Below are 22,422 nucleotides of genomic sequence, written 5' to 3' on the forward strand. Positions count from 1 at the left end.
GCCATGCCGACTTTTACCGTGACGGGGGACGTCGATCCCTTCCTGCACGTTTCGATGCGCCATGGCGAAAAGATTTACTGCGAATCGAACGCCATGGTGATGATGGAGTCGGCCCTTGAACTGAAGGGCCGCATGCAGGGCGGCCTGGGTGCGGCACTGATGCGCACGTTCGCCAACGGCGAGTCGTTCTTCCAGCAGCATATCGAAGCGGTGAAGGGCGACGGCGACTGCCTGCTGTCGCCCACCCTGCCGGGTGCGATGCAGGTGGTCGATGTGGGCCAGCGCCAGTACCTGCTCAGCGATGGCGCGTTTGTCGCGGCGACGTCGGGCGTGGACCTGAAGGTGCGCACGCAAAACGTCGGCAACGCGCTGTTCGGCCAGAGCGGCGGTTTCTTCATCACGGAGACCACCGGCAGCGGCCAGCTGGTGGTGTCGGGCTTCGGTTCGATGTCCCAGCTCGAGGTTACTCCGGGCAACGACATCGTGATCGACAACGCGCACGTCGTCTGCTGGGACAGCGCGCTGCGCTACGAGATCTCGGTGACGACCAACCAGAGCGGCGGCTTCCTGGGCAACCTGGTAAACAGTGTCACCAGCGGCGAAGGGATGGTGCTGCGCTTCTCGGGCGCCGGCAAGGTGCTGGTCTGCTCGCGCAACCGCGAAACATTCGTTGCATGGCTCAACAAGGGCCGGCAACAGTAAGTAAAACTGGAGGTACTACATGTCTGTAAATCTGACGAAGGGCCAGAAGATCTCTCTGGACAAGGAAGCTGGCAGCACATTGACCCGCGTGGTCATGGGCCTGGGCTGGGATGCCGTCAAAACCAAGGGCTTCCTCGGTTTCGGCTCGAAAGGCGCCGATGTCGACCTGGACGCGTCCTGCGTGCTGTTCGACGAGTCCAACAAGCCGCTGGACGTGGTCTGGTTCCGCCAGCTCAAAAGCCGCGACGGCAGCGTCTCGCACTCGGGCGACAACCGCACGGGTGCCGGCGATGGCGACGACGAACAGATCAGCGTCAACCTGCAGGATGTCCCGCCAAACGTGAAGGCCATCGTCTTCACGGTCAACAGCTTCACGGGCCAGAGCTTCGCACAGGTGGAAAACGCCTACTGCCGCCTGATGAACGCGGACGGCGGCAAGGAAGTGGCGCGCTTCAACCTGTCCGTGCAGGGCCAGCACAACGCCCAGCTGATGGCCAAGCTGTACCGCCATAACGGCGAATGGAAGATGCATGCGATCGGCGAGAACGGCGCCGGCCGCACGTTTGACGAACTGCTGCCGCAAATCACGCAGCACCTGTAAAAGCACGCCGCCGCCGCGTACCGGCGCGGCGGCCATGAGTTGCTGTAGTAAGCATTGTTCGTGTAAGCGATGTTGTAGTAAAGCGTTTCACCTGCGCCTGCCCCATGGCGCGCTTCCCTTTGCGGTGGTCCAGGCAACTGGCCACCGCTTTTTTTTGTCCCCGACTATTCTCGCCTGGTGTCTGTCACCGGGGTTCCGCGCGACCTTTGCTGTATCCTCCCGCACCATGAAACTCCTGCACGCCCTTATCCTGATCGCCGCTTTCCTCTGCATCGTCTGGGGACCATCGGTCATGGTGGCGCGCCGGCTGCGCCGGCGCGGCGACGACAGCGCCATGCGCGCGCTGCGTTTCGTGCTGCCGGCGCAGCTCATCGTCGTGTTGAGCCTGGCCGTCGGCGCCGAACTGCTGGAGGCATCCAATCCGGCGGCGCTGCTGGTGGCGGTGGTCGCCGCCACCAGCGCGCTCGGGGCAGGCATGCTGATGCTGGTGGCGGCGTGGGCGCGCCTGCGCCGGCACTGAAGCGTTACGTCACTGCGAGGCGGAAGCCTGCGCGCTGCCGCTGCCGCTGGCCTGCGCCTGGACCGACAGCGCCTGTGCCGACTGGGCAGCGCCGGCCGCGTTGCCTCCTGCGTCACGTGCCGTGCCGATGCTGCCGCGTCCTGCGCCGGCTGCAGTGGCCGCACTGCCGGCGGCGTAGTCGCGGGTGGACGCAGCCTGGGACCGGGCTGCGTCGCGTGCAGGCGCCGCCGTGGCCGCGCCTGCCGCCAGTGCCCCGGCGCCGGCACCAAGTGCCATGCCGCCCAGGCTGTTTCGGTCGACCGACGCGGTTGCCGTTCCCTGGCCGCTGCCGTTGCCCGTTGCTCCGGCGGACTGGCTCGTCGGCGCCGCCGTGGCCGCAGGGGAGGATTGCGCGCCACCGATATCCAGGTTCCCACCCAGCTCGCCCTGCTTGCTCAACGAGCCGGTCAGCGGCTGCGGGCTCGTGGCCGGTGATGCGGTGCTGGCGGCCGGCGTCGGCTGGGGCGTTGTGCGGGCCAGCGCGCCCGTGATAACGCCACCGCCATTGCCGTTGGCAGTGGCGCCGCGGTGACTTGCGCCGGCGGGCGCCACGCTGCCGATGCCGCCGCGTTCCGTGACCATGTCGATGCCGCCGCGGCCGGCGAAGCTGCCGCTGCCCGACATCATGCCCCCCAGCGATCCGCCCAGCGGGGCGCCACGTCCGAGCAGCTGCGCGTGGGCGGAGGCCGCGATGGCGCAAGAAACGATGATGGCGATATGACCGGCGATTTTTTTGACTTGCATGATGGATTCTCCTGTGAATGGCGCGGCGATGTCCGCTGCCGTTACAGTGAAAACGCCGGGCATGCGGCATTTATTCCATCGGAACGAAAATAATTTTTCAGCGCAGCGTGGCGGGATCCACACGCAGCTCGGCGCCGACGATGCCGTAACCGATGGCGTCGCGCTCCGGCACGGGGCCCGGCAAGGCCTGCCGGGCCAGGCGGGCGACAGCCTCCCTGGCCGCGGCCCCGTCGGGATGGGGCAATTGCGGCGCCAGCAGCGCCGCCACCAGCGGCGCGGCGAAGGAAGTGCCGCGTACCTGTCGATAGGGCGGCGTACCGGGTGCCGCGCTGGCCATCTGGCTGCCGGGCGCGGCGAACATCACCTGAGGCCCGCGCGCCGCTTCCGGCAAAGGCCTGCCGTTGCGATCGACGGCACTGACGCCGACCACGCCGGGGTAGGCGGCAGGGTACAGCGGCGGCGCAGCCGGTCCGTCATTGCCCACGGCGGCGACAAGCAGGTGACCGCGGGCCACCATCGCGGCGACCACGCGGCGCAATGCTTCATTTGGCGGTCCAACCAAGCTGAGGTTGATGACGCCGACGCGTTGGCCAGCCAGCCAGGCCAGCGCTGCCCCGATTCGTTCTGCCGAGCCGCCGGTAGGGCTGTCGCAATAGATGTCCGCGGCGTACAGCGGCGTCTTCGGCGCGGCGCCGCGGAACCGGTCGTCCTGCCCCACCAGCAGCGCGGCCACCGCAGTGCCATGGCGATGCGGCCGCGCCCCCCCGTCGCAGCCCCAGCGCCGTACGCTGGCGCCGGACAGCGCCGTGTGAGCGGTATCGACTCCGCTGTCGACCAGCCCGACGGCGCCGCCGCGCGCGGGGCCGGCCGGAACGGCCGGCGCGTCGCCGGAGCCGCTGTACAGGTGATTGAAGTCGTAGGTGCCGTCCGGGTCGGCCGCACGCAGCGCCGCCAGCAGGACGGCGGTGGCGCCGTTCGTCGGCACCGCCAGCACCACGATGCTCTGCTCCAGTTCCTCCAGCCGCTGCACGCGCAGCACAGTCAAACCCAGTGCGGCGGCGCGCGCGAGCCCATCGGGCGACGGCGAGGTTGCCAGGATTTCACGGCGGACAGCAGGTTCGCCACGCGGGTCGGCTTCCAGCACGTCCGCATGGCGCCGCAGCAGCTGCGCGACCTGATCGAGGCGCGTGCCCGTCAAGTCGCCCGGAACTCGGCTGTCGAGCAGGCGTCCGGCCGCGTGCGACACCAGTTCCTGGTCGAGACCCCGCGGCAGCGGCAGGTTCAGAGACGGCAGGCGCAACTGTGCGTGTGCGCCGGCAGTGCTGGCGCACAGGAGCAGCATTGTCGTAACGCGCGCGGCAAATGGCAGGCGGGAAGAGGTCATCGGAGAATGATAAACTGTTTTGCTCGTAGGAATGATTTCCGAGTTTTTTTACACTGGCAGGGAAGAAACGTCGTCGTGGCGGCGTTATCCCGGTACTGGACGCACAATGACCCTCGATACCGACATTGCCGATCTGCTGCCGCGCATGCGCCGCTTTGCGCGCGCTTTGACCTACCATCGCGAGGATGCGGATGACCTGGTGCAGGTCGCCGTCGAGCGCGCACTGGTGCGCCAGCGGCAGTGGGAGCCAGGCACGCGGCTGGACAGCTGGATTTTTCGCATTGTCAAGAATGCATGGGTCGACGAGGTGCGCAGCCGCATGCGGCGCGACCGCATCTTCGCGCCGGCGGAAGAGGGCGCGACCGTGGGCGACGATTCGGCCGCCACGGACCAGCAGCGACTGGCGATCCGGAAGGCCATCGGCATGTTGTCGGAAGAGCATCGCCTCGTGGTGGCGCTGGTGCTGGTCGATGGCATGCCGTACAAGGAGGCCGCCGAGGTACTGGAGATCCCGATAGGGACGCTGACCAGCCGGCTGGCGCGCGCACGCGAGGCATTGCAGGGATTATTGTCCGATCAGGCGAAGGTGGGGAAATGACGTTTTCCGATGAAGTGTTAATGGCGTATGCGGACGGCGAGCTGGCCGGGCCCGAGCGCAGCGCTGTCGAACGCGCGATGCATGAAGACCCGGCAGTGGCCGAGGCCATCGCGCGCCACCGCCAGCTGCGCGGCGACGTGTTCGCGGCGTTTGCGGACGTACTCGACGAGCCGGTGCCCGTACCGTTGCGACAGGCCGTGCAGCCGAAGGTCGCCGGGCTGGAGGCGGCGCGCGTGGCGCGCAGCGGGCAGGGCACGCGCGCGCAAGGGGACTGGTGGCGCTGGGGGGGCATGGCCGCTTCGCTGGTGGTGGGTATCCTGGTGGGCATCGGTGGCTGGCAGGCCTATCGCCAGGATGGCGGCACCGCGTCGCTGGTGGCCGCAGCCGGAGGCGTGCTGGCCCAGGGAAAGCTCGCCGATGCGCTGTCGCGCGAGCTTGCGGGCAGTCCCGCGGCCGACGCGTCCGTACGCATCGGCGTCACGTTCCAGGCGCGCGACGGCAACTACTGCCGCAGTTTTGCGCTGGCCGGGGCTGCCGGTCTGGCGTGCCGCGAGGGCGATGCCTGGCGTGTCGCCGTGCTGCAGCAACAGGCTCCGGCCGCGCAGCCGGCTTACCGCCAGGCCGGCGTCGCCATGCCGCCGGCCGTGCTGGAAGCGATCGACGAGCGTATCGCCGGCACTGCGCTGGACGCGGCCGGCGAACGGGCAGCGCGTGAGCGAGGCTGGCGGCGCTGAACGGTACGCGTCACAGCTGCACGGCGATCATGGCCCCGTTGTACAGCGCATGCGTGACGATGGGTGCCAGCAGGCCCTTGCCCCGTTCGTAGGCGCAGCCGGCGCAGACGCCCAGCACGAAGACGGGCAGCATCGACAGCGGCGGGTGGATGACGGCAAAGACAGCCGCGCTGGCGCCCAGTGCCGGCAGCAGGCGCAGCGAGCGGCGCAGGCCGTTGAAGATCAGGCCGCGGAATATGAACTCCTCGAACAGCGGCGCCGCCACGCTGGCCAGCGCCACCAGCCAGGCGACGCGGCCATCGATGGCGACAGCCGGAATGGCGACGCCGGCGTGGCGCAGTCCCGCCATCCATACCAGCCCGATGGCAATGGCCGGCAGCGCGCAAGCGGCACCCCAGCCCAGCGTACCCGCCATGCCGCCGTGCAGCAGCACGGGCACGCCGTTCGCACCGGTACGCCAGTAGACCAGGCGCACGAGCGCATAGACGACGGCGCCGGCGATGGCAAACGCCAGCGCCATGTCCGGCAACGCCGGCGGCCCGGCTGCGTCGTGCAGGGCGAAGAATGCGACGGCCTGCAAGGCAAAGAACGCGACGGCCGCCAGCATGCCGTCGGCCGCCGACACACGCGACGGCGGCGCTGCCGTGGGGTCGAGCAGGAACGGCAGTTCGTCGCGCGCCTTCTGCCACAACGCCACCGCGAGCGCGGCCATCAGCACGACGACTGCCAGCCGGCGGGCCCACGCATCCGTGTACAGCCCGTAGCCATACAGGCTCGCCAGCATCATGTACAGGTAGACGAACGTGGGGCGCACGCGCGCGTGCGGTTCCGGCGCCAGCGGGTCGCAAGCCCAGACGCCCAGCGCCACGGCGATCAGCGCGAACACGGGCATGCCGATCGCCACCTGCGCCATCAGCGCCAGCAGGCGGGAGTCGACGCTGGCGCCCGATGCGATGCCGACGGCGAAGACGACGGCGGGGTAGGCCAGCGCCAGCGCGGCCCACAGCGCCGCCTTCTCGCGCAGCATGCGCGCCAGCGTATGCGGGAAGGTGTACAGCATCCACAGCGCCTGGCCTTCCGTATTGACGGTCTGCAGGGCCGACAGCACCAGCACATAACTTCCCAGGCCGAACGCGACCGACGCCAGCAGCTTCGGGTCGCTGCCCAGCTGCGCCATGTCGCGCAGGGCGCCCGTGAAGAACATCTGGCTGGCGATGACGATCACCGGGATCAGCAGGCTTTGCACGAGGAAGTTGCGGTCGCGTGCCAGCAGGCGCAGTTCGCGGCGCTGCAGCGGTGTGCCGGGCAGGATGCGCAACGTGCCGGCAACGCCGGTGCGCCGGCCCGCTTCGCGCGTGCCGGTGGCGACAACGCCGTCGGCCAGCTGGCGTTGCAGCAGCGCGATGCCGGCGTACAGGATCAACACGACCTGCGCGGCCAGCAGCAATGCCAGCCAGGGCGCGCCGCCATCGAGGCACTGGATGACGAGACCCGGCGGCGTCCACAGCGTCCAGGCGGGAAAGGCTTCGGCCCAGCCCAGCGCAATGCCCTGTCCCGGTACGGACAGCGAAATGGTCAGGTAAATCAGCGGCATCGCCGCGACCGACACCGCGGCCTGCAGGTTGCGCAATTGCGAAGGCGGCAGCGACAGTCGCAGCCCTGTGTCGGCCAGCGTGCGCAGCATGCTTGATGCTGCCAGCAGTGCCAGCGTGGCCAGCGTCGCGGGGGCGATCGCCCACCAGCGCAGGCCGCCGTACCAGCCGATGACGAGGCAGGTGGGCCACAGCATCAGCATGCCGGTGGCATTGGTTACTGTGCGTTCCAGTACCCGCGCCCACAGCAGCGTCGCGCGCGGGACGGGCAACGTGACGAGCCATTCGAGGTCCCAGTCCGTGTGCGCCAGCTCGCGACTGCCCAGCGGCACCAGCAGGCTGGCGAGCCACAGCAGCGCCACGTGCATCGTCAGCCCGCGCATCAGCTCAGGACTGAAGCGCTCCTGTATCAGTTCGTTGACTGCCACGTCCTGCGCGTCGTACGCCGCCGTTTGCGCGCCGCAAGCGGTGACGGGCGCCAGCTCGCAGTGCAGGTTCAGCAAGATGGAGCGCGACATGCTCGTGAACGCCGCCGTCATCAGGAGCGCCATCACGATGGGCAGGATCCAGCGCCCGCGCCCCTTGCGGCCCGTCGCGGCGCGGCTCCTGCCAGGCTTGGGCTTGCGCGCATACACGCTGCCGGACAGGTTCCACAGCCGCAGCAGCCGCAGGCGCACCAGCAGCCAGACGGCGTGCGCGCCGGACGGCGGCGTCATGGCACGGCCGCCGGATCGGTTATCCTCAGGAAGACTTCCTCCAGCGACGCGTCGGCTTCGCCGCGCAGCTCGTCCAGCGACCCGGTGGCGGCAAGCCTGCCGCGGTGGATGATGCCCACGCGGTCGCACATGCGCTGCGCCATGTCGAGCAGGTGGGTGGAGACAAAGATGGTCTTGCCGGCGGCGGCGCGGCCGATCAGCAGGTCCTGCACGTCGCGTGCGGCGCGAGGGTCAAGGCCGTTGATCGGTTCATCGAGGATCAGCACCGCCGGATCGTGCACCAGCGCGCAGGCGAGGCCCAGCTTCTTCTTCATCCCCATCGAATAGTTGACGGCGAATTCCTCGGCCACTTCGTCGAGGCCGAATTCATCCAGCAGGGCGTCCGCCCGCACCGCGGCGGCGGGGCGCGCCAGCCCGTGCATCTCGCCGACGAAGCGCAGGATCTCGCGCCCGCGCAGGTAGTCGTAGAAGATCGGGTTGTCGGGCAGGTAGCCCACGTGACGCTTGACCTGCGCCGCGTCGCGGTGGCAATCGAGACCGTCGACCAGCACGCGCCCGCTGCTGGGCACGAGAATGCCCATCATCATGCGGATGGTCGTCGTCTTGCCCGCGCCGTTCGGGCCCAGGAAGCCGAACACCTCGCCGCGCCGCACTGTCAGCGTCAACGGGTGCACGGCTTCGTAAGCGCCATAGCGCTTGGCCAGCGCGTCGAATTCGATCATGCCGCCTCCGGAAACAGGGATGCGGCGATTCTATAACAGCGGCGTTACTCCGGGCGCAGGCTCATGCCGATGCGTTCCCCGCGCGGGGCCCAGTTGCCTTTGATGTCCGCGGAGACGAGGATGCGTTCGGCGCGGCCGATCAGCAGCTCGCGCGGCACGGTGCCGAACACGCGCGAGTCGCCGCTGTTGTCGCGGTTGTCCCCGAGCATCAGGTAGCGGTCGGCGGGCACGGTGACGGGGCCGAAGTCGCGCATCGCCGACACCTGCGGCAGCACCTGGATGCGATACGTGGCGTCGCCACTGCGTTCCTTCAGGTGCAGCGCCGTCAACTCACCGAGCGGCTCGACCTTTTCGATGCCGTTGCCCAGCACCGTGTAGTCGGCCGGCTTGCCGTTGATGAGCAGGCGTTCGCTGCGCATCTCGATCGTGTCGCCCGGCAGGGCGGCGATGCGCTTGATCAGGCGCGTACCGTCCTTCGGCGACGAGAACGTGACGACGTCGCCCCGCTGCGGATCGCCGAGGCGTGCCAGCGACACGTTCGTCAGCGGAATCTTGGCGTCATAGGCCAGGCGGTTGACGAAGACCACGTCGCCTTCCAGCAGGTTCGGCCGCATCGACGCGGACGGAATCGGGTTCCAGTCCGCCACGGCGGTGCGGAAGATCCCGAACAGCACGAGGAATGCGACGAAGCCTTTGTTGGCGCGAAACCAGCGGGTCATGGGCGTCTCCGGTGAGATTTGTATGGTTGAGGAATCCGCAGTTTGTGGCGATTTTCTTAAGCCGGACTTACCATGTCGAAAGCAGCCAACAACCGGCGTTGGCCCTTTGTCGGCACGGCCAGCGCACGGCTGTCGAGGTCCTGCTCGACCCAGCCCTGGCGCAGTGCCAGTTGCAGCAGGCCCGCGCCGAGCGCGCCACCCAGGTGCGGCTTGCGCTCGCTCCATTCCAGGCACGGGCAGGCGAAGCGGCGGCGCAGTTTGCGCAGCGGCGCCGGGTCGAGCCCCAGCCGCGCGAAACGCTCTTCTCCGGCTGCCGTCAACGCATACTCGCCCGCCGCGCCATCGGTCAGCCAGCCTTGCATCACGCAATGCTCATGCAGCTCGACGGCCAACGCGCCGGCCATATGGCCGTAGCAGGTGCGGGCCTGGCGCAGCCGGGCGGGCGTACCCGGCTTGAACGGCGCGCGCGGTACGCCTGCCACGACCAGCAGCGCTTCCAGCGCGGCAGCGTTCACGGCGCAGCCGGTGACATCGGCGGCGCGCGCATCGACGCGGGCCAGACGATCCTGCTGGTGCTGGCGGCGGCCGGCCGCCCGTTCGGCCATGGCCGCCACGCCAGCCCGGGCCAGGCGCTGGCGCGCACGATCGCCACGCAGGCGCTGTCGCACCTCGGCGCGCTGCCGGACGTGGACTGGCACTACCTTGCCTCGCCCAACGCGCGGCTGGCGGTGTTTACGGAAAGGGAAGTGAAATGATTGCCGTGATCTTTGAAGTGATACCGCACCCGGACCGGCGCCAGCGTTATCTGGACATTGCCGCGGCGCTGCGGCCGCTGCTGGAGGAGATCGACGGTTTCATCTCCATCGAGCGCTTCCAGAGCTTGGCCGACCCGGCCAAGCTGCTGTCGCTGTCGTTCTTCCGCGACGAGGCGGCAATCGCGCAGTGGCGCGCGCTGGAGGCGCACCGCGCGGCGCAGGCGGCAGGGCGGGGCCGTGACGATAACGGCCGCGCGCTGTTTGCCGACTACCGGCTGCGCATTGCTGGCGTGGTGCGCGACTACGGCATGCACGAGCGCGCGCAGGCGCCCGCGGACAGCCGCGTCGTCAACGGCTAGAGGTTCGGCTTGGTACTTAGTATTTCCAGTTCAGCGTCACGCTGGCGTTGCGCGGCGCGGCGTAGTACGCCTGGCTCCAGTACAAGCTGGTGAGGTACTTCTTGTCGGCCACGTTGTTGACGTTGGCGGCAATGCTCAGCTGACGGTTGATGTCGTAGCGCGCCATCAGGCCGACGACGGCGTAGGACGCCTGGCGGATCACGGCGCCGCCGGCCTCGTTGCGGTACGTGTCGTCCTGCCAGTTGGCGGTGGCGCCCACCGTCAGCGCCGGCAGGGCAGGCACCTTGTACGTCGTCGACAGGCGCAGCGTGCGGCGCGGCAGGTAGGTCTTGACGACCTGGCCGGCCGGGTCTTCCAGCGACAGCACCGTGAAGCCGGCACTGGCTTGCAGGCCGCGTGCCAGTTCGCCGGACAGGTCCAGCTCGATGCCTTTCGATTCCGCGTCGATGCCGTGGTAATAGGCCCGCGTCCCGACGTTGCCCAGCTGTTCGGCCGTGTTGTCCTGGCGCGTCTTGAACAGCGCGCCGGAGGCGTTCAGTTTGCCACCGAACCATTCGCTCTTCAGGCCCAGTTCCGCCGTCCTGCCTTCCATCGGATCGAGGGTCGCGCCGTCGAAGTCCGTCTCGCTTTGCGGGTTGAAGATCGTCGTGTAGCTGCCGTAGGCCGTCACGTTCGGCGTCAGGTCGTAGGTCAGGCCCACGTACGGCGTGCTCTTGCTGGCCGACTTGTAGTGGGCCACGCCGTACTGGATGCCGTCGCTGTCCGCCTTGGTCGTCGAGATCCCGGTGACCAGTTTCATCGGGTCGGTCAGGTTGAAGCGCGCCGCGATGAAGGCGGATTTGCGCTTGTCCTCATACGAGCTGCCGTCGATGCGTGCGTCGAACGTCGGTTCCGCGTAGCTGCCGTCCCAGCCGTTCAGCGACGGCATCGGATTGCCGATGCCCTGGCCGTAGTGCGAGATGTCGTCAAGCGTGGACTTCGACCAGTTGGCGCCGAATGTCAGCTCGTGCTGGCGCCCGCCCAGGTTGAACTGGCCGGTGGCGGATGCGTCGAACAGCGTCTGCTTGTTGTCGGCATCGTAGCGCGACGGATAGGCGAACAGGCCCAGGCCCGTCTGGCGGTCCGGCGTGCCGTACACATACAGCATCTTGCTGCGGTTCTTGAACGTGTTGTGCGACAGCGTGGCCTGCGCGCGCCAGCCGTTCTCGAACTGGTGCGTCAGTTCGACGAAGCTGCGCTGGTGCTCGTTGCGGTTGCGGGTCCAGTCGGCCGCCGTGTTGGCGCCGACGTCCAGGTCCACCGGCGACAGATCAGTGTAGTACAGCGGCAGCGCGCCCCACATATTGCCCTTCGACGTGCCGATCTGCGCGGTATGGCCGGCCGTCAGCGTCGTGGCGTTCGACAGCTTCGCTTCCAGCACGCCGGACAGCACTTTGCGCTTGGTCGAGTAGCGATCCAGATAGGAGTCGCCTTCGTCGTAGGCTGCCACCAGGCGGCCCGTCAGCGTGCGCGCCTCGTTCAGCGCGCCGGAGACGTCCGCCTCGACGCGGCGCTTGTCCCACGATCCCGCCGTGACGGCGACCGACGCCTGCGTCATTGCGGTCGGGCGCTTACGGATGAAGTTGACGGTGGCCGACGGATTGCCCGTGCCGGACATCAGGCCGTTCGCGCCGCGCACGACGTCGATGCGCTCGTACAGCACCGTATCGAGTTCGCCATAGACGTTGCCGAAGACGAAGGGAATGCCCACGCCGTCATACTGGAAATTGGTGATGTCGAAGCCGCGCGCCGTGTAGTAGGTACGGTCCGACTCGACCTTCTCGACCGTGACGCCCGTGGTGTTGGCCAGCACGTCGCTGGCGGAGTTCAGGCGGAAGTCGTCCATCTGCTGGCGGGTGACGACGGAGACCGACTGCGGCGTCTCGCGCAGCGACAGGTCCAGGCGCGCCGAGGAAGCGCTGCTGCGCGCCGTGTAGCCGCCCGTGTTTTCGCCCTTGACGACCACCGTCTGGATCGGCGCTTCCGCTGCGTCGACCGCCGGCCCGTCGGGCGCGGCGTAGGCGCCACCGCACAGCAGGGCGGCGGCAAGAGCGAGGGGCGTCAGGGCGGTGCGATGGGGCGACATGGTCTTCCTTATGTTATTAATTAACGCAAATGAGAATGATTCGCATTGTATATCGGAAATGGTGATAGCGCCAGCGCAGCAGCTCTGCCGTACAGCACGACCACTGCCCGAGCAAAACCGGTGGCAGGCTTAAAACCGGTGACAGGCTCCATTTTCGGCGTAGCGTTGCCCGGACCTTTCCGGGACCGTTCCGGATTTTTCCGGCCACCGGAAGGTCCCGGCGCCGCAGGCCGCACCCGCAGACCTGCTACCATGGCGCGCTTCACGTATCGCCGAACAGCAGAGAGAAACCATGGCCGCGTACTTCACCCCGAGCCGCATCCACCCGACCGCGGAGCAGACCGACCTGCAGACGGCCACGCAGCCCGTCGTGCTGGGCGAGGCCAATGCCGGTGCGGCCAAGACGACGACGCTGGCGCTGCGCATCGCCGAGTCGCTCGCGCGCAATGTGGAGCCGGCGCGCATCCTGGCGCTGGCGTTCACGCCGGAAGCGCGCGACGTGCTGCGTCAGCGCCTGCTCGATATCGGCGTGCCGTGGGAGACGGTCAACGGGCTGGACATCCTGACCATCGAGGACCTGGCGATGCGTACGCTGGGGCAGGTCGAGGGCGAACCGCTACGCCTGACGCAGCAGCCGCGCAAGCTGAAGACCCATGTCTGCGATGCCATCGATGCCGTGGCGGACCGCTACGTGGGAAGGTACGACGCTCTCGACCTGCGCAAGTCCGATATCGCCGTCTCAGGTTTTCTCGACACGCTGTTGCGGCTGAAGGCGCGCATGGCGCTGCACGGCGAGTACGACGACGATCCGGTCGAAGCGGCCGAGGTGGCGGGCGTGCCGCTGACGGACTACCTGGTGGCGCAGTCGTACGAAACGGCGCGGCTGGACGGCGAGGAGCGGGCGCTGTTCCGCACGGCGTTCGATCCCACCTACGATCTGGCGCGCTGGCTGCAGCGCGAGCCGGGGTGTGCCGACACGTTCCCGCGCTACCGCGTGATCGTCTGCGACGAGCTGCACGACATGAACGAAGCCAGCTTCGTCATCGTCGAAGCGCTGGTCCGCTCCACCGGCGCGTTCTTCACGGGCGTGGGCGACAAGCATCAGGTCATCCACGACCAGCTGGGCGCCAGCCACGACTACCTCGGCTTCCGCTTCCGCCACGCGTTCCCGGCACTGAAAACCTATCCGCTGACGACGACGTACCGCCACGGCCCGCATCTGACCCTGGCGATCACGCAGCTGATGGGCAACAACGGCACGTCGGGCGCGCCGGACCACACGGAGATCCGCCAGCTGCATTACGACGAGGCGTCCGATTGCGCGGCCCAGGTGGTCGAGGCGATCCGGCAGTGGAAAAAGGACAAGCACAAGCTGGAAGATTGCGCGGTGCTAATGCGCGACCGGCACCAGTCCGTGGCACTGGAGAATGCGCTGATCGAGGCGGGCATCGCCTACCGCACTCCCGTGATGAAGGGTTATATGCAGCGCGAGGAAATCCTGTTCCTGCGCGGCGTGCTGGCGATCTGCCTGAACGACCTGAAGGCCGTGCCGTCGTATGAAGTGCGCACCGCCGTCGTCGAGGCCCTGGCGGTCTTCGCCGGCATGGAGACGGCGGCGAACTTCGAGAAGGTCAAGCACGATATCGCCAAGGAGCCGTCGCTGCTGACGGGTTTCTTCCAGGGCCACCTGGGCGGCAACGCACTGGCCGACGCCGCCACGGCGTTCGCGGACGTGATGCGCTACCTGCTGCAGGTGCCGGCCGACAGCCCTGCGGGCGACGTGCTGAGCGAGGTATGCACGCGCATGGATCTGGCGGCGGTGGCGAAGCGCGTGTACGTCAATCCGTATGCCGCGTCCGTGGTGGCGCGCTCGGTCGACGGCTTTGTCGCGATGGCCCGCTCGTCCGGCCTTGACCTGGCGGCGTTCTGGAAGAAGATCAATGCGGCCGAGGTGTTCGCCAGCCGCAAGCGCGAGAAGGATTTCATCCATCTCGATTGCGTGGCGGACGTGAAGGGCAAGGAGTTCGGCCACGTCATCATGCCGTACCTGGAAGTGAACGAATTTCCGAATTCGCTGATGCCGGCGAAGACGGAGCGTAACCTGTTTTACGTAGGCGTGAGCCGCACGGTGGCGCGGCTGACGCTGATCTCGCCCACGCAGCCGGAGCGGCGTAGCAGCTTCCTGCGCCAGATGCAGATCGCGACGGTGGCGCCGAAAGCGGACCAGGCGCTGCGCCAGCTGGAGGATAAGGTCGAACAGGAGCGCACGTACCGCACCTACCTGACGGCCCGCTACGAAGACCGCGAGGAAGTGCGCGCGCTGGGCGCGAACTTCGACACGGTGCGCAAGAAGTGGTACATCGAGTCAGGGCAGGACCAGGCGCCGTTCAGGCGCTGGCTGCCATAGCCGGAACTTCGGATCGTCAGTGCCCGCGGCGCTGCACCAAAGCGCTGCCGATGCCGTGGCGGTGCTTTTCGCTGACTGCCGTCACGGTGCCGTCCGGGTTGAAGACAATGGCGTTGGCCGCGCCGATTTCCTCGGGCTGCGGGCTCCAGCGATGGCCGTACGCTGCCAGCGCCTTTGCCTGCGCGGTATCCGCAAAGCCAGGCTCGACGTCCGTCATGGCTCCGTTGCGTTGCGACAGCCGCGGCGCCGCGATGGCTTCGTCCATCGGCATGCCGAAGTCGACGTAATTGACGATCGTCTGCAATACCGTCGTGATGATCGTCGCGCCGCCCGGGCTGCCTACCGTGAAGGCCGGCTTGCCGTTGCGCAGCGCGATTGTTGGCGCCATGCTGCTGCGCGGGCGCTTGCCCGCTTCCGGCACGTTCGGCGCCGGGCCGGAAAAATCGAAATCCGTCAGCTCGTTATTGAGCAGGAAGCCGTGGCCCGGCACCGTGATGCCGCTGCCGCCCCACGACTCGATGGTGAACGTGTAGGCGACAACATTGCCGTCCTTGTCCGACACCGTCAGGTGCGTCGTATGGGCACTTTCCTTTTGCAGGGGCACCGGCGCGGGGCGCAGCGGCACGCTGGTGTCGTTCTGGAACGCATACGGATCGCCTGCCGCGACCGGGGCCGCCGGTGCGCGCCGCCCGTCGATCAACGCGCGGCGGCGGGCGGCGAACTCCTTGCTGAGCAGGCCGGCGACAGGCGCGTCGACGTATTCCGGGTCCGCCAGGTAGGCGTTGCGGTCGGCGAAGGCCAGCCGGCTCGCTTCCAGGTACAGGTGCTCTGCCTGCGCGCGCGGCAGCTTGCCCAGGTCGTAGCCTTCCAGGATGTTCAGTGCCTCGCCGATGGCGACGGCGCCGCTGCCTGGCAGTGCCATGCCGTACAGGTCGTAGCCCCGATAGGTGCTGTGCAAGGGCTGGCGCAGGCGCGCTTCGTAGTTTGCCAGGTCGGCCAGCGTCATCTTGCCGGCGCGGACGTTGACGCCCGCCGCGACAGGCGGGCGGTTGACGGCGTCGACGACGGCGTGGGCGATGGGCCCTTCGTAGAACGCCTTGACGCCGCCCTTGGACAGAATGCCGTACGTTTTCGCCAGGTCCGGGTTGCGCAGCAGCGTGCCGGCGGGGAGGGGCTTGCCGTCGCGCAGATACAGCGCGGCGGTGGCCGGGAACTTGCGGAACTTTGCCGTGTTTTCCGCGACGAGGTGGCTGAAGTTGTCGTTGACGGTGAAACCCTTGTTCGCCACGTCGATGGCCGGGGCCAGTACCTGCGCGAACGACATCGTGCCGTAGCGCTGCAGCGCCTCATGCCAGCCGCGCACCGTGCCGGGCACGCCGACAGAGAGGCCGCTGGCGACGACGCTATCGAAGTCGAGCTCCTTGCCGTCGGCCATGAACACGGCCGGCGTGTAAGACGCCGGTGCCGTCTCGCGGTGGTCGATCGTTACAACGCGCTTGTCCTTGGCGAGATAGACCACCAGGAAGCCGCCGCCACCGATGCCGCAGCTGAACGGGTCCGTCACGCCCAGCGTCGCGGCGGCCGCCACGGCGGCATCGATGGCGTTGCCGCCCCGGTTGAGGATGGCCAGCGCCGACTGCGACGCCTGCTCGCTGATGGTGGCGACGGCGCCGCCGGTGCCGGTAGCGACAGGCGTCTTGCCCTGCGCGGTGGTCGTGATCGTGAGGACGATGGTGCAGAGGGCAAGGCGAATGTGCATGGCGGTATCAGTTAGGCTGGGCGATGGTGACGCGGACGTTGATGCGGTAGTCGGGCATTGCCGTGGCGTGCAGCTCGGGTGGCTCGGGCGGTTCCAGGCTTTCCAGCGCAAACGTCAGGCCGTCGTGGGTGGCGGTGGGGCTGGCGTTCGGCATGTTCTCGGCCAGGAGGAATTCACGGCTGCCGGCGGGATGGGTCAGCTTGAACGTATAGCTGATGTAGCCCGCCCAGACGCACACGGCGCCTTTCTTGCAGCGGCTGTCGTTGACTCGCTCGAGCTTGAGTGTCGTACCCGGGCCGAGGGTAACGGCTGCGCCCTGGCCCAGCGCATAGCTGGCGCTGGTGCGCGCCGGTGCATCCGATTTACGCTCCACCATCGCGCCCTCCCGCTGTTCGTTGGCCGTGGTGACGCCGCAGGCGGCAACGATGCCGAGTATCAGTGCGGCACCGGCGGCGGTGACGAGTTTTCGTTGCATGCATCCTCCATGCGCGTTGGCTGAGGGACGATCTTATCGAAAAAACATCATCGATGCCGCACGGCAGAGTGTTCTCGTCTGAAATATTGCCCGAAATCTCTCCAGCAGGCTATCGAAGAAAAACACCGGTGACAGTCACCAGTTGTTTTCCAGGAGGGCGCTGGGTACCACGCACGCCACAGTAGGCAACCCGAGAAAACCGGTGACAGGCTCCGGTTTTCTCGGGGCGGGTCCGGGCCGCAGGCCGGCGGTGCGAAATCGGAGCCTGTCACCGGTTTTTCGAAATCGGAGCCTGTCACCGGTTTTTGGGCAATAAAAAACCGGGCAGGCGCCCGGTTTTCGTGGTGCCGGGTACGCTTAGACGTAAGCGGCCAGCGAGCCCTTCATTTTCTTCAGCGCGGCCGACTCGATCTGGCGGATGCGCTCGGCCGAGACGCCGAACTCTTCTGCCAGCGTGTGCAACGTCGCGCCCGAACCGTCGTCGTTGGCCAGCCAGCGCGATTCGACGATGCGGCGCGAGCGTGGATCGAGCTTGGCCAGCGCCGTTTCCAGGCCTTCGGACTGCAGGCGCGTGACCTGTTCCGCTTCCAGCACCTTGGTCGGCTCCGTCTGGTCGGACGAGAGGTAGGCGATCGGGGCAAACTTGTCGTCCTCGTCGTCCGTCGGCGATTCCAGTGCGATGTCCCGGCCCGACAGGCGGGTTTCCATCTCGATCACTTCCTCGCGCTTGACGTCCAGCAGCTTGGCCAGCTGGTCGATCTGGCCCGGCGTCATCGCATCCAGGCCCGTCTTGTGGCTGCGCAGGTTGAAGAACAGCTTGCGCTGAGCCTTCGTGGTTGCCACTTTGACGAGGCGCCAGTTTTTCAGGATGTACTCATGCATCTCTGCCTTGATCCAGTGCATCGCGTACGACACGAGCCGGACGCCCTGGTCCGGGTCGAAGCGCTTGACTGCCTTCATCAGGCCGATATTGCCTTCCTGGATCAGGTCGGCGTGCGGCAGGCCATAGCCCAGGTAGCCACGGGCGATCGAGACCACCAGGCGCAAGTGCGACAGGACGAGCTTTTCGGCGGCCTTCAGGTCGTTGTTATCCTTGAGGCGACGGCCCAGCTGGACTTCTTCGTCGTGCGTCAGCATTGGCAGGCGGTTGACGGCGGAAATGTAGGCGTCCAGGTTTCCCAGGTTGCCGCTGAAACCGAGGTTCAGAGCACTTGTGCCGGCTGGAACCAGGGCGGTAGGTGCGGACATCGTGTTCATTGGTATTCCTCGCTTGTATTTTGGTGCAATAGGCCGTGCGGGATTGCAGAGGGCACTGTCATGGCATACAGCATGCAGCGTGGAACTTAAAGTCGTCTTAACCATTTTCCGACGCCTCCTAGCAGTTCCAGCGTTGCGTTTGAACATATATTAGCACTCTCGTCTTGTGAGTGCCAATCTCGGCATTTTTATCACTTCGATAGCCCTGTGCTATCGGAGATTAGTGGCCGGGGAAACGCAGGATGGAAGGAACTAAATAAAAACTGCTCGTTTTGGCCATCTTTTGTGGCAAATCAAGCAGAAAGGTCAGGTTAGCGTGCGTGGAAAGCTGCGCTCTGTGCGTGAACGCACGCTTGCGCGGGCACCCGGACAAGGCTGAAGGTCATTCCAGGGGCAATGTCGGAGCGTTCCGACACCGGAACAGGAAGGCCCACCGTCGAGATACCGGCAGTAACCAGACAGGCACTGGCCGCCGGTGCCCGCCATCACGACAGCCGCGCCAGCTGACGTCGCACGGACAGCGCGGCGCCCACCAGGCCCAGGCCGGCCGACAGCGCCAGGAGGAGGGCCATGGCCAGCGGATCCAGCGGCGACAGCTGGAATTCGGATGCATACAGCCGGGCAAACTCGGCAATCGCCGTGTTCAGCGGCCGCAGCGACAGCGCAACGGCACCCAGCGCCACGGCGCCGGCAAACAGGCCCAGCAGCGCACCCGTGTAATAGAAAGGGCGCTGGATATACGTGCTGGTGGCGCCGATCAGACGCAGCACCAGGATCTCCTCACGCTGCGTCAGTACCTGCAACCGGATCGTGTTGAAGACCACGGCGATGACGACGGTGCCCAGGGTGGCGGCCAGCAGCAGCAGACCCATGCGTAGTATGCCCAGCAGCGCGGCCAGCCGCTTCACCCAGGCGGAATCGACCTGCACGGACTCGACGCCAGGGATCTCCCGCAACTGCTCCGCCACTTCGTCCACGTGTGCGCTTTGGGCGGCACTCTGGAATGCGTTCAGCTTCACGACATAACTGTCCGGCAGGGGATTGTCGCCCAGCGTGTCGATCACCCCAGCCAGCCCGTTCTTGTTCTGCAGCTCCGCCAGCGCGTTTTCGCGCGGCACGAAGACGATGCGGGCGTCCTTTGCGACGGCCCGCAGCGAGCCGGCCATGCCTTGCGCATGCTCGCGTGGCAGGTCTTGTTTCAGGAAGACGGACAGTTCCGGGTCGACCGAGAGCTGTTCCGACATCGGCCGTACATTGTCCAGTACCGTCAGGCCGGCAAAGGGCAGGGCCAGCGCAATGGCGACCACCAGGATATTGAACAGGAAACTGCCGGGCGCGCGGCGCAGGTGTACCAGCGCGGAGCCCAGCGCGAAACCATGTTGACGCAGCCACACGCTCATGCCGCCTCCGCCTGCAGTTCGCCTTGCGCCAGACGGATGACGCGGGCACCACTCTCCAGCACGAGGTCGTCGTGGGTGGAGATGACGCACGTCACGCCCACGTTGTTGAACGCACGCAGTGCATCGAACACCTTGTTCGCGCTGGCACGGTCGAGGTTGGCCGTCGGTTCGTCGGCCAGGATGATCTGCGGACGGTTGACGATGGCGCGGGCAATCGACACGCGCTGCTGCTCGCCGCCCGAGAGCGCCAGCGGCTGCGCATTCGCGCGCGCCAGCAGGCCCACCTTCTCGAGCGCGGCGCGGGCGCGTTCCTCCGCCTCGGCGCGGGACAGGCCCGCTACCAGCATGGGCATCATGACGTTGTCCAGCACGGAACGGTCCGTCAGCAGCCGCTGCTGCTGGAAAATCAGGCCGAGATTACGGCGCAGGAACGGAATGCCGGCCGCCTTCAGCTTGCCGATATCGGTGCCGTTGACCGTGACCTTGCCCGAGCTGGGACGCTCCATCGCGGCAATCATCTTCAGCAGCGTGGACTTGCCGGCGCCGGACGGGCCGGCCAGATACACCAGTTCGCCCTTGGCAATGGTCAATGTGACGCCGCGCAGCGCGAGCGCATCGCCGGCATACGTCTTGGAAACGTTCTGGAATTCGATCATCGCGGTATCGCCACTTAACCGAGCAGTGCTTCGACGAACTCGGCCGCATTGAACGGCTGCAGGTCCTCGATTTTTTCGCCGATCCCGATGAAATAGACGGGCACCGGGCGCACGCGCGCGATCGCGGCAATGACGCCGCCCTTGGCCGTACCGTCCAGCTTGGTAATGATCAGGCCCGTCAGCGCCAGCGCGTCGTCGAACGCCTTGACCTGCGCCAGCGCATTCTGGCCCGTGTTGCCGTCGATAACGAGTAGCGTTTCATGGGGCGCGCCGTCCATGCCCTTGCCGATGACACGCTTGATCTTCTTCAGCTCTTCCATCAAGTGCAGCTGCGTCGGCAGGCGCCCGGCCGTATCGATCATCACGACGTTGGTGCCCTTGGCCTTGCCGGACTGGACGGCGTCGAACGACACGGCGGCCGGGTCGCCCGACTCCTGCGACACGACTGTCACGTTGTTGCGCTGGCCCCACACCATCAGCTGTTCGCGGGCGGCGGCACGGAACGTGTCGCCGGCGGCCAGCAGCACGGACTGGCCGTGTGCCTGCATGTGCTTGGCGAGTTTGCCGATGGTTGTCGTCTTTCCGGCGCCATTGACGCCGGAAATCATCATCACGGTGGGCTGGTGCCGGCCCAGCTCGAACGACTTCTCCAGCGGGCGCAGCAGGTCGGTCATCAGCTCCTTCAGCGCGCCCTTGACGGCGGCAGCGTCCAGCAGCTTGTCTTCCTTGACTTTGCGCTTCAGGGCGTCGAGCAGGTAGGTCGTGGCGTCCATGCCGGCGTCCGACATCAGCAGCGCCGCTTCCAGTTCGTCGTACAGGTCGTCGTCGATGCGCGCACCGACAAACAGGACGGACAGGTTGGCGGACGTCTTCGACAGGCCTGCCTTCAGGCGGCTCATCCACGACCCCTTCGGCTCGGGCCGGGCTGCCGTTTCCATGTCGAAGTCAAGCAGAGAACTGTCCGGAATGGACGCAGGTTCGGGCGCAATCGCGGGTGCGCTCTCGGGGATGGCGGGGGCCGGCACCGATGGGGCTGGAACGTCCGGCGTGACAGGTTTTTTCTTGAAGAAGCTGAACATTGTGTGCGGTAGGTGGCGCGGCGGCCATGGGGCCGGGATCACCGGCTATTTTACCAGAGCGCCCGCGTCAACCCTGCTGTACGGTTGACAACGTTTTCGACGGCGCAATCCCGAGCTGCGCCATCAGGCGAGCGTGGCAAGATCGTGCATGGCGCGCTGACGCCAGCCGGCCAGGGCCGGACCCAGTTCCTGCAGCGTCAACACCGTCACAAAGGCGGGCGCGCGGCGGCGCAGTGCGGGGTTGGCGCCGCCGGCCCAGATGGCGATGTCCTGGGGCAGGCGCGTGCGCAGCTCCTTGAGAGCGTCCAGCACGTGGCGCGGGTTCATTGTGCTGGAAAACGACAGCGCCACCATGTCGCAGCGGTGACGGCTGGCGGCTTCCACGATGTCCGGCAGCGGCGTCTGCGTGCCCAGCGCCAGGCAGTGGGCGCCCTCTGCGGCCATCAGCGCTTCGGCCATCAGCAGGCCGAGGCCGTGTTTTTCCTGTGGCGTCGTCGTCAGCAGGATGCGCGGCTGGGACGCCGTGCCGTGCTCGGGCTGCGGCATCGAGAAAATCGCGCTGCGGATAACGGTTTGCAGCGCTTCCGTGAACAGGTGTTCTTCGTAGATGGCGATGTCGCCGCAGGCCCACGCATCGCCGACCATCGTGGTCAGCGGTGCCATCAGGTCCAGCACGAAGTTGCGCAGGCCCATGACCATCAGGCTTTGCGACAGCTTGCGGCGCAGCGCATCGGCCTGGTGGCTGCGGCACAGCTCGACATAAGGCTGCAGATCGCCCGCGGGAACGCGCGGCCGGGCATTGCTGGCAGCCTGCTCGGCCAGCACGTGCAGCGCCTGGGTGGATTGCCCGATCACCTTGCCGGGCCGGAAACCCAGGTCGATCAGGCGCTTGACCAGCCGCAGCTTCTGCACCTGCTCGAACGGATACAGCCGCTCGCCGAACGTATCGCGCTGCGGCTGGGGAAAGTCGTAACGGCGCTCCCAGACGCGCAAGGTTTCCTTCGCCACGCCGGTATCGCGTTCGACGTCGCTGATCGTGCACGGGGCTGGCAAGGCCAGGTCGGTGGAGTTCATCTGGG

The 22,422-nt window shown here is 67.0% G+C and carries 22 protein-coding genes; 8 read left to right on the plus strand and 14 right to left on the minus strand.

Annotation, left to right across the window (positions count from 1 at the left end):
- The first annotated feature begins 3 nt into the window (after positions 1–3).
- The 3 genes from E1742_RS20795 to E1742_RS20805 all read left to right on the plus strand — a co-directional run bounded on the left by E1742_RS20795 (position 4) and on the right by E1742_RS20805 (position 1,823).
- Positions 4–702: a TIGR00266 family protein gene (locus E1742_RS20795; RefSeq protein WP_134387040.1), complete on the plus strand. Its 699-nt coding sequence runs from the start codon at positions 4–6 to the stop codon at positions 700–702.
- A 19-nt stretch (positions 703–721) separates the two neighbouring features.
- Positions 722–1,303, plus strand: coding sequence for a TerD family protein (locus E1742_RS20800; RefSeq protein WP_134387041.1), 582 nt, complete (start codon positions 722–724; stop codon positions 1,301–1,303).
- A gap of 226 nt (positions 1,304–1,529) precedes the next feature.
- The gene (locus E1742_RS20805; RefSeq protein ID WP_134387042.1) at positions 1,530–1,823 is read left to right on the plus strand and encodes a hypothetical protein; all 294 of its coding nucleotides are present in this window, start codon (positions 1,530–1,532) and stop codon (positions 1,821–1,823) included.
- A 9-nt stretch (positions 1,824–1,832) separates the two neighbouring features.
- On the opposite strand, the gene E1742_RS20810 is transcribed toward E1742_RS20805, so the two are convergent.
- The gene (locus tag E1742_RS20810; RefSeq protein WP_134387043.1) at positions 1,833–2,606 is read right to left on the minus strand and encodes a hypothetical protein; all 774 of its coding nucleotides are present in this window, start codon (positions 2,604–2,606) and stop codon (positions 1,833–1,835) included.
- Between the two features lie 97 nt (positions 2,607–2,703).
- Positions 2,704–3,990 (minus strand): S8 family serine peptidase, encoded by a 1,287-nt coding sequence (locus tag E1742_RS20815; RefSeq protein WP_229466160.1) that lies wholly within the window; start codon positions 3,988–3,990, stop codon positions 2,704–2,706.
- A gap of 106 nt (positions 3,991–4,096) precedes the next feature.
- On the opposite strand from E1742_RS20815, the gene E1742_RS20820 reads away from it, so the two are divergent.
- Both E1742_RS20820 and E1742_RS20825 read left to right on the plus strand, forming a co-directional pair.
- Positions 4,097–4,588, plus strand: coding sequence for an RNA polymerase sigma factor (locus tag E1742_RS20820; RefSeq protein WP_134387044.1), 492 nt, complete (start codon positions 4,097–4,099; stop codon positions 4,586–4,588).
- Positions 4,585–5,322, plus strand: coding sequence for an anti-sigma factor family protein (locus E1742_RS20825; RefSeq protein ID WP_134387045.1), 738 nt, complete (start codon positions 4,585–4,587; stop codon positions 5,320–5,322). The genes E1742_RS20820 and E1742_RS20825 overlap by 4 nt, the downstream gene beginning before the upstream one ends.
- A gap of 10 nt (positions 5,323–5,332) precedes the next feature.
- On the opposite strand, the gene E1742_RS20830 is transcribed toward E1742_RS20825, so the two are convergent.
- From E1742_RS20830 to E1742_RS20845, 4 genes are read right to left on the minus strand one after another with little or no spacing between them, the layout of a single operon-like run.
- Entirely contained in the window at positions 5,333–7,630 is a 2,298-nt protein-coding gene (locus E1742_RS20830) for a type II CAAX endopeptidase family protein (protein ID WP_134387046.1), read from the minus strand.
- Positions 7,627–8,352, minus strand: a complete 726-nt coding sequence (locus tag E1742_RS20835; RefSeq protein WP_134387047.1) for an ABC transporter ATP-binding protein — start codon at positions 8,350–8,352, stop codon at positions 7,627–7,629. The genes E1742_RS20830 and E1742_RS20835 overlap by 4 nt, the downstream gene beginning before the upstream one ends.
- A gap of 44 nt (positions 8,353–8,396) precedes the next feature.
- Positions 8,397–9,071: a signal peptidase I gene (gene lepB, locus E1742_RS20840; RefSeq protein WP_134387048.1), complete on the minus strand. Its 675-nt coding sequence runs from the start codon at positions 9,069–9,071 to the stop codon at positions 8,397–8,399.
- Positions 9,072–9,127: 56 nt separating this feature from the next.
- Positions 9,128–9,436 carry a hypothetical protein gene (locus E1742_RS20845; RefSeq protein WP_134387049.1) on the minus strand — a complete coding sequence of 103 codons (309 nt, stop codon included), beginning with the start codon at positions 9,434–9,436 and terminating at the stop codon, positions 9,128–9,130.
- Between the two features lie 9 nt (positions 9,437–9,445).
- Here E1742_RS20845 and E1742_RS27280 point away from each other — a divergent pair, with 9 nt between their 5' ends.
- Entirely contained in the window at positions 9,446–9,826 is a 381-nt protein-coding gene (locus E1742_RS27280) for a hypothetical protein (protein ID WP_189568624.1), read from the plus strand.
- On the plus strand, positions 9,823–10,185 hold the full coding sequence (locus E1742_RS20855) for an antibiotic biosynthesis monooxygenase family protein (protein WP_134387050.1): 363 nt from the start codon (positions 9,823–9,825) through the stop codon (positions 10,183–10,185). Before E1742_RS27280 ends, E1742_RS20855 begins: the two co-directional genes overlap by 4 nt.
- A gap of 16 nt (positions 10,186–10,201) precedes the next feature.
- On the opposite strand, the gene E1742_RS20860 is transcribed toward E1742_RS20855, so the two are convergent.
- Positions 10,202–12,310 (minus strand): TonB-dependent siderophore receptor, encoded by a 2,109-nt coding sequence (locus E1742_RS20860; RefSeq protein ID WP_134387051.1) that lies wholly within the window; start codon positions 12,308–12,310, stop codon positions 10,202–10,204.
- 292 nt (positions 12,311–12,602) lie between these two features.
- Between E1742_RS20860 and E1742_RS20865 the strand changes: the two genes are divergently transcribed.
- Entirely contained in the window at positions 12,603–14,717 is a 2,115-nt protein-coding gene (locus tag E1742_RS20865) for a 3'-5' exonuclease (protein ID WP_134387052.1), read from the plus strand.
- 16 nt (positions 14,718–14,733) lie between these two features.
- Here E1742_RS20865 and ggt read toward each other — a convergent pair whose 3' ends face one another.
- From ggt to E1742_RS20900, 7 genes are all read right to left on the minus strand, one after another.
- Positions 14,734–16,476, minus strand: a complete 1,743-nt coding sequence (gene ggt, locus E1742_RS20870; RefSeq protein ID WP_134387053.1) for a gamma-glutamyltransferase — start codon at positions 16,474–16,476, stop codon at positions 14,734–14,736.
- A 7-nt stretch (positions 16,477–16,483) separates the two neighbouring features.
- Positions 16,484–16,951, minus strand: a complete 468-nt coding sequence (locus E1742_RS20875; RefSeq protein ID WP_134387054.1) for a hypothetical protein — start codon at positions 16,949–16,951, stop codon at positions 16,484–16,486.
- Positions 16,952–17,308: 357 nt separating this feature from the next.
- A complete protein-coding gene (rpoH, locus tag E1742_RS20880; RefSeq protein ID WP_134387055.1) occupies positions 17,309–18,208 on the minus strand; it encodes an RNA polymerase sigma factor RpoH in 900 nt (299 codons plus the stop codon).
- Between the two features lie 485 nt (positions 18,209–18,693).
- Complete coding sequence (gene ftsX / locus E1742_RS20885) at positions 18,694–19,608, minus strand: permease-like cell division protein FtsX (RefSeq protein ID WP_134387056.1); 915 nt, start codon at positions 19,606–19,608, stop codon at positions 18,694–18,696.
- Positions 19,605–20,264, minus strand: coding sequence for a cell division ATP-binding protein FtsE (locus E1742_RS20890; RefSeq protein ID WP_134387057.1), 660 nt, complete (start codon positions 20,262–20,264; stop codon positions 19,605–19,607). Before E1742_RS20890 ends, ftsX begins: the two co-directional genes overlap by 4 nt.
- Before the next feature lie 14 nt (positions 20,265–20,278).
- A complete protein-coding gene (ftsY, locus tag E1742_RS20895) occupies positions 20,279–21,343 on the minus strand; it encodes a signal recognition particle-docking protein FtsY (protein WP_134387058.1) in 1,065 nt (354 codons plus the stop codon).
- Between the two features lie 123 nt (positions 21,344–21,466).
- Positions 21,467–22,417: a MerR family transcriptional regulator gene (locus E1742_RS20900; RefSeq protein WP_134387059.1), complete on the minus strand. Its 951-nt coding sequence runs from the start codon at positions 22,415–22,417 to the stop codon at positions 21,467–21,469.
- Positions 22,418–22,422: the final 5 nt, after the last annotated feature.

This window comes from Pseudoduganella plicata (assembly GCF_004421005.1).
GTDB classification, from domain to species: Bacteria; Pseudomonadota; Gammaproteobacteria; order Burkholderiales; family Burkholderiaceae_D; genus Rugamonas; species Rugamonas plicata.

Excerpts from the sequence above, each read along its gene's own strand:
- E1742_RS20795 (WP_134387040.1), top strand. The coding sequence starts at position 4 with ATGCCGACTTTTACCGTGACGGGGGACGTCGATCCCTTCCTGCACGTT.
- E1742_RS20800 (WP_134387041.1), top strand. The coding sequence starts at position 722 with ATGTCTGTAAATCTGACGAAGGGCCAGAAGATCTCTCTGGACAAGGAA.
- E1742_RS20805 (WP_134387042.1), top strand. The coding sequence starts at position 1,530 with ATGAAACTCCTGCACGCCCTTATCCTGATCGCCGCTTTCCTCTGCATC.
- E1742_RS20810 (WP_134387043.1), bottom strand. The coding sequence starts at position 2,606 with ATGCAAGTCAAAAAAATCGCCGGTCATATCGCCATCATCGTTTCTTGC.
- E1742_RS20815 (WP_229466160.1), bottom strand. The coding sequence starts at position 3,990 with ATGACCTCTTCCCGCCTGCCATTTGCCGCGCGCGTTACGACAATGCTG.
- E1742_RS20820 (WP_134387044.1), top strand. The coding sequence starts at position 4,097 with ATGACCCTCGATACCGACATTGCCGATCTGCTGCCGCGCATGCGCCGC.
- E1742_RS20825 (WP_134387045.1), top strand. The coding sequence starts at position 4,585 with ATGACGTTTTCCGATGAAGTGTTAATGGCGTATGCGGACGGCGAGCTG.
- E1742_RS20830 (WP_134387046.1), bottom strand. The coding sequence starts at position 7,630 with ATGACGCCGCCGTCCGGCGCGCACGCCGTCTGGCTGCTGGTGCGCCTG.
- E1742_RS20835 (WP_134387047.1), bottom strand. The coding sequence starts at position 8,352 with ATGATCGAATTCGACGCGCTGGCCAAGCGCTATGGCGCTTACGAAGCC.
- lepB (WP_134387048.1), bottom strand. The coding sequence starts at position 9,071 with ATGACCCGCTGGTTTCGCGCCAACAAAGGCTTCGTCGCATTCCTCGTG.
- E1742_RS27280 (WP_189568624.1), top strand. The coding sequence starts at position 9,446 with ATGCAGCTCGACGGCCAACGCGCCGGCCATATGGCCGTAGCAGGTGCG.
- E1742_RS20855 (WP_134387050.1), top strand. The coding sequence starts at position 9,823 with ATGATTGCCGTGATCTTTGAAGTGATACCGCACCCGGACCGGCGCCAG.
- E1742_RS20860 (WP_134387051.1), bottom strand. The coding sequence starts at position 12,310 with ATGTCGCCCCATCGCACCGCCCTGACGCCCCTCGCTCTTGCCGCCGCC.
- E1742_RS20865 (WP_134387052.1), top strand. The coding sequence starts at position 12,603 with ATGGCCGCGTACTTCACCCCGAGCCGCATCCACCCGACCGCGGAGCAG.
- ggt (WP_134387053.1), bottom strand. The coding sequence starts at position 16,476 with ATGCACATTCGCCTTGCCCTCTGCACCATCGTCCTCACGATCACGACC.
- E1742_RS20875 (WP_134387054.1), bottom strand. The coding sequence starts at position 16,951 with ATGCAACGAAAACTCGTCACCGCCGCCGGTGCCGCACTGATACTCGGC.
- rpoH (WP_134387055.1), bottom strand. The coding sequence starts at position 18,208 with ATGAACACGATGTCCGCACCTACCGCCCTGGTTCCAGCCGGCACAAGT.
- ftsX (WP_134387056.1), bottom strand. The coding sequence starts at position 19,608 with ATGAGCGTGTGGCTGCGTCAACATGGTTTCGCGCTGGGCTCCGCGCTG.
- E1742_RS20890 (WP_134387057.1), bottom strand. The coding sequence starts at position 20,264 with ATGATCGAATTCCAGAACGTTTCCAAGACGTATGCCGGCGATGCGCTC.
- ftsY (WP_134387058.1), bottom strand. The coding sequence starts at position 21,343 with ATGTTCAGCTTCTTCAAGAAAAAACCTGTCACGCCGGACGTTCCAGCC.
- E1742_RS20900 (WP_134387059.1), bottom strand. The coding sequence starts at position 22,417 with ATGAACTCCACCGACCTGGCCTTGCCAGCCCCGTGCACGATCAGCGAC.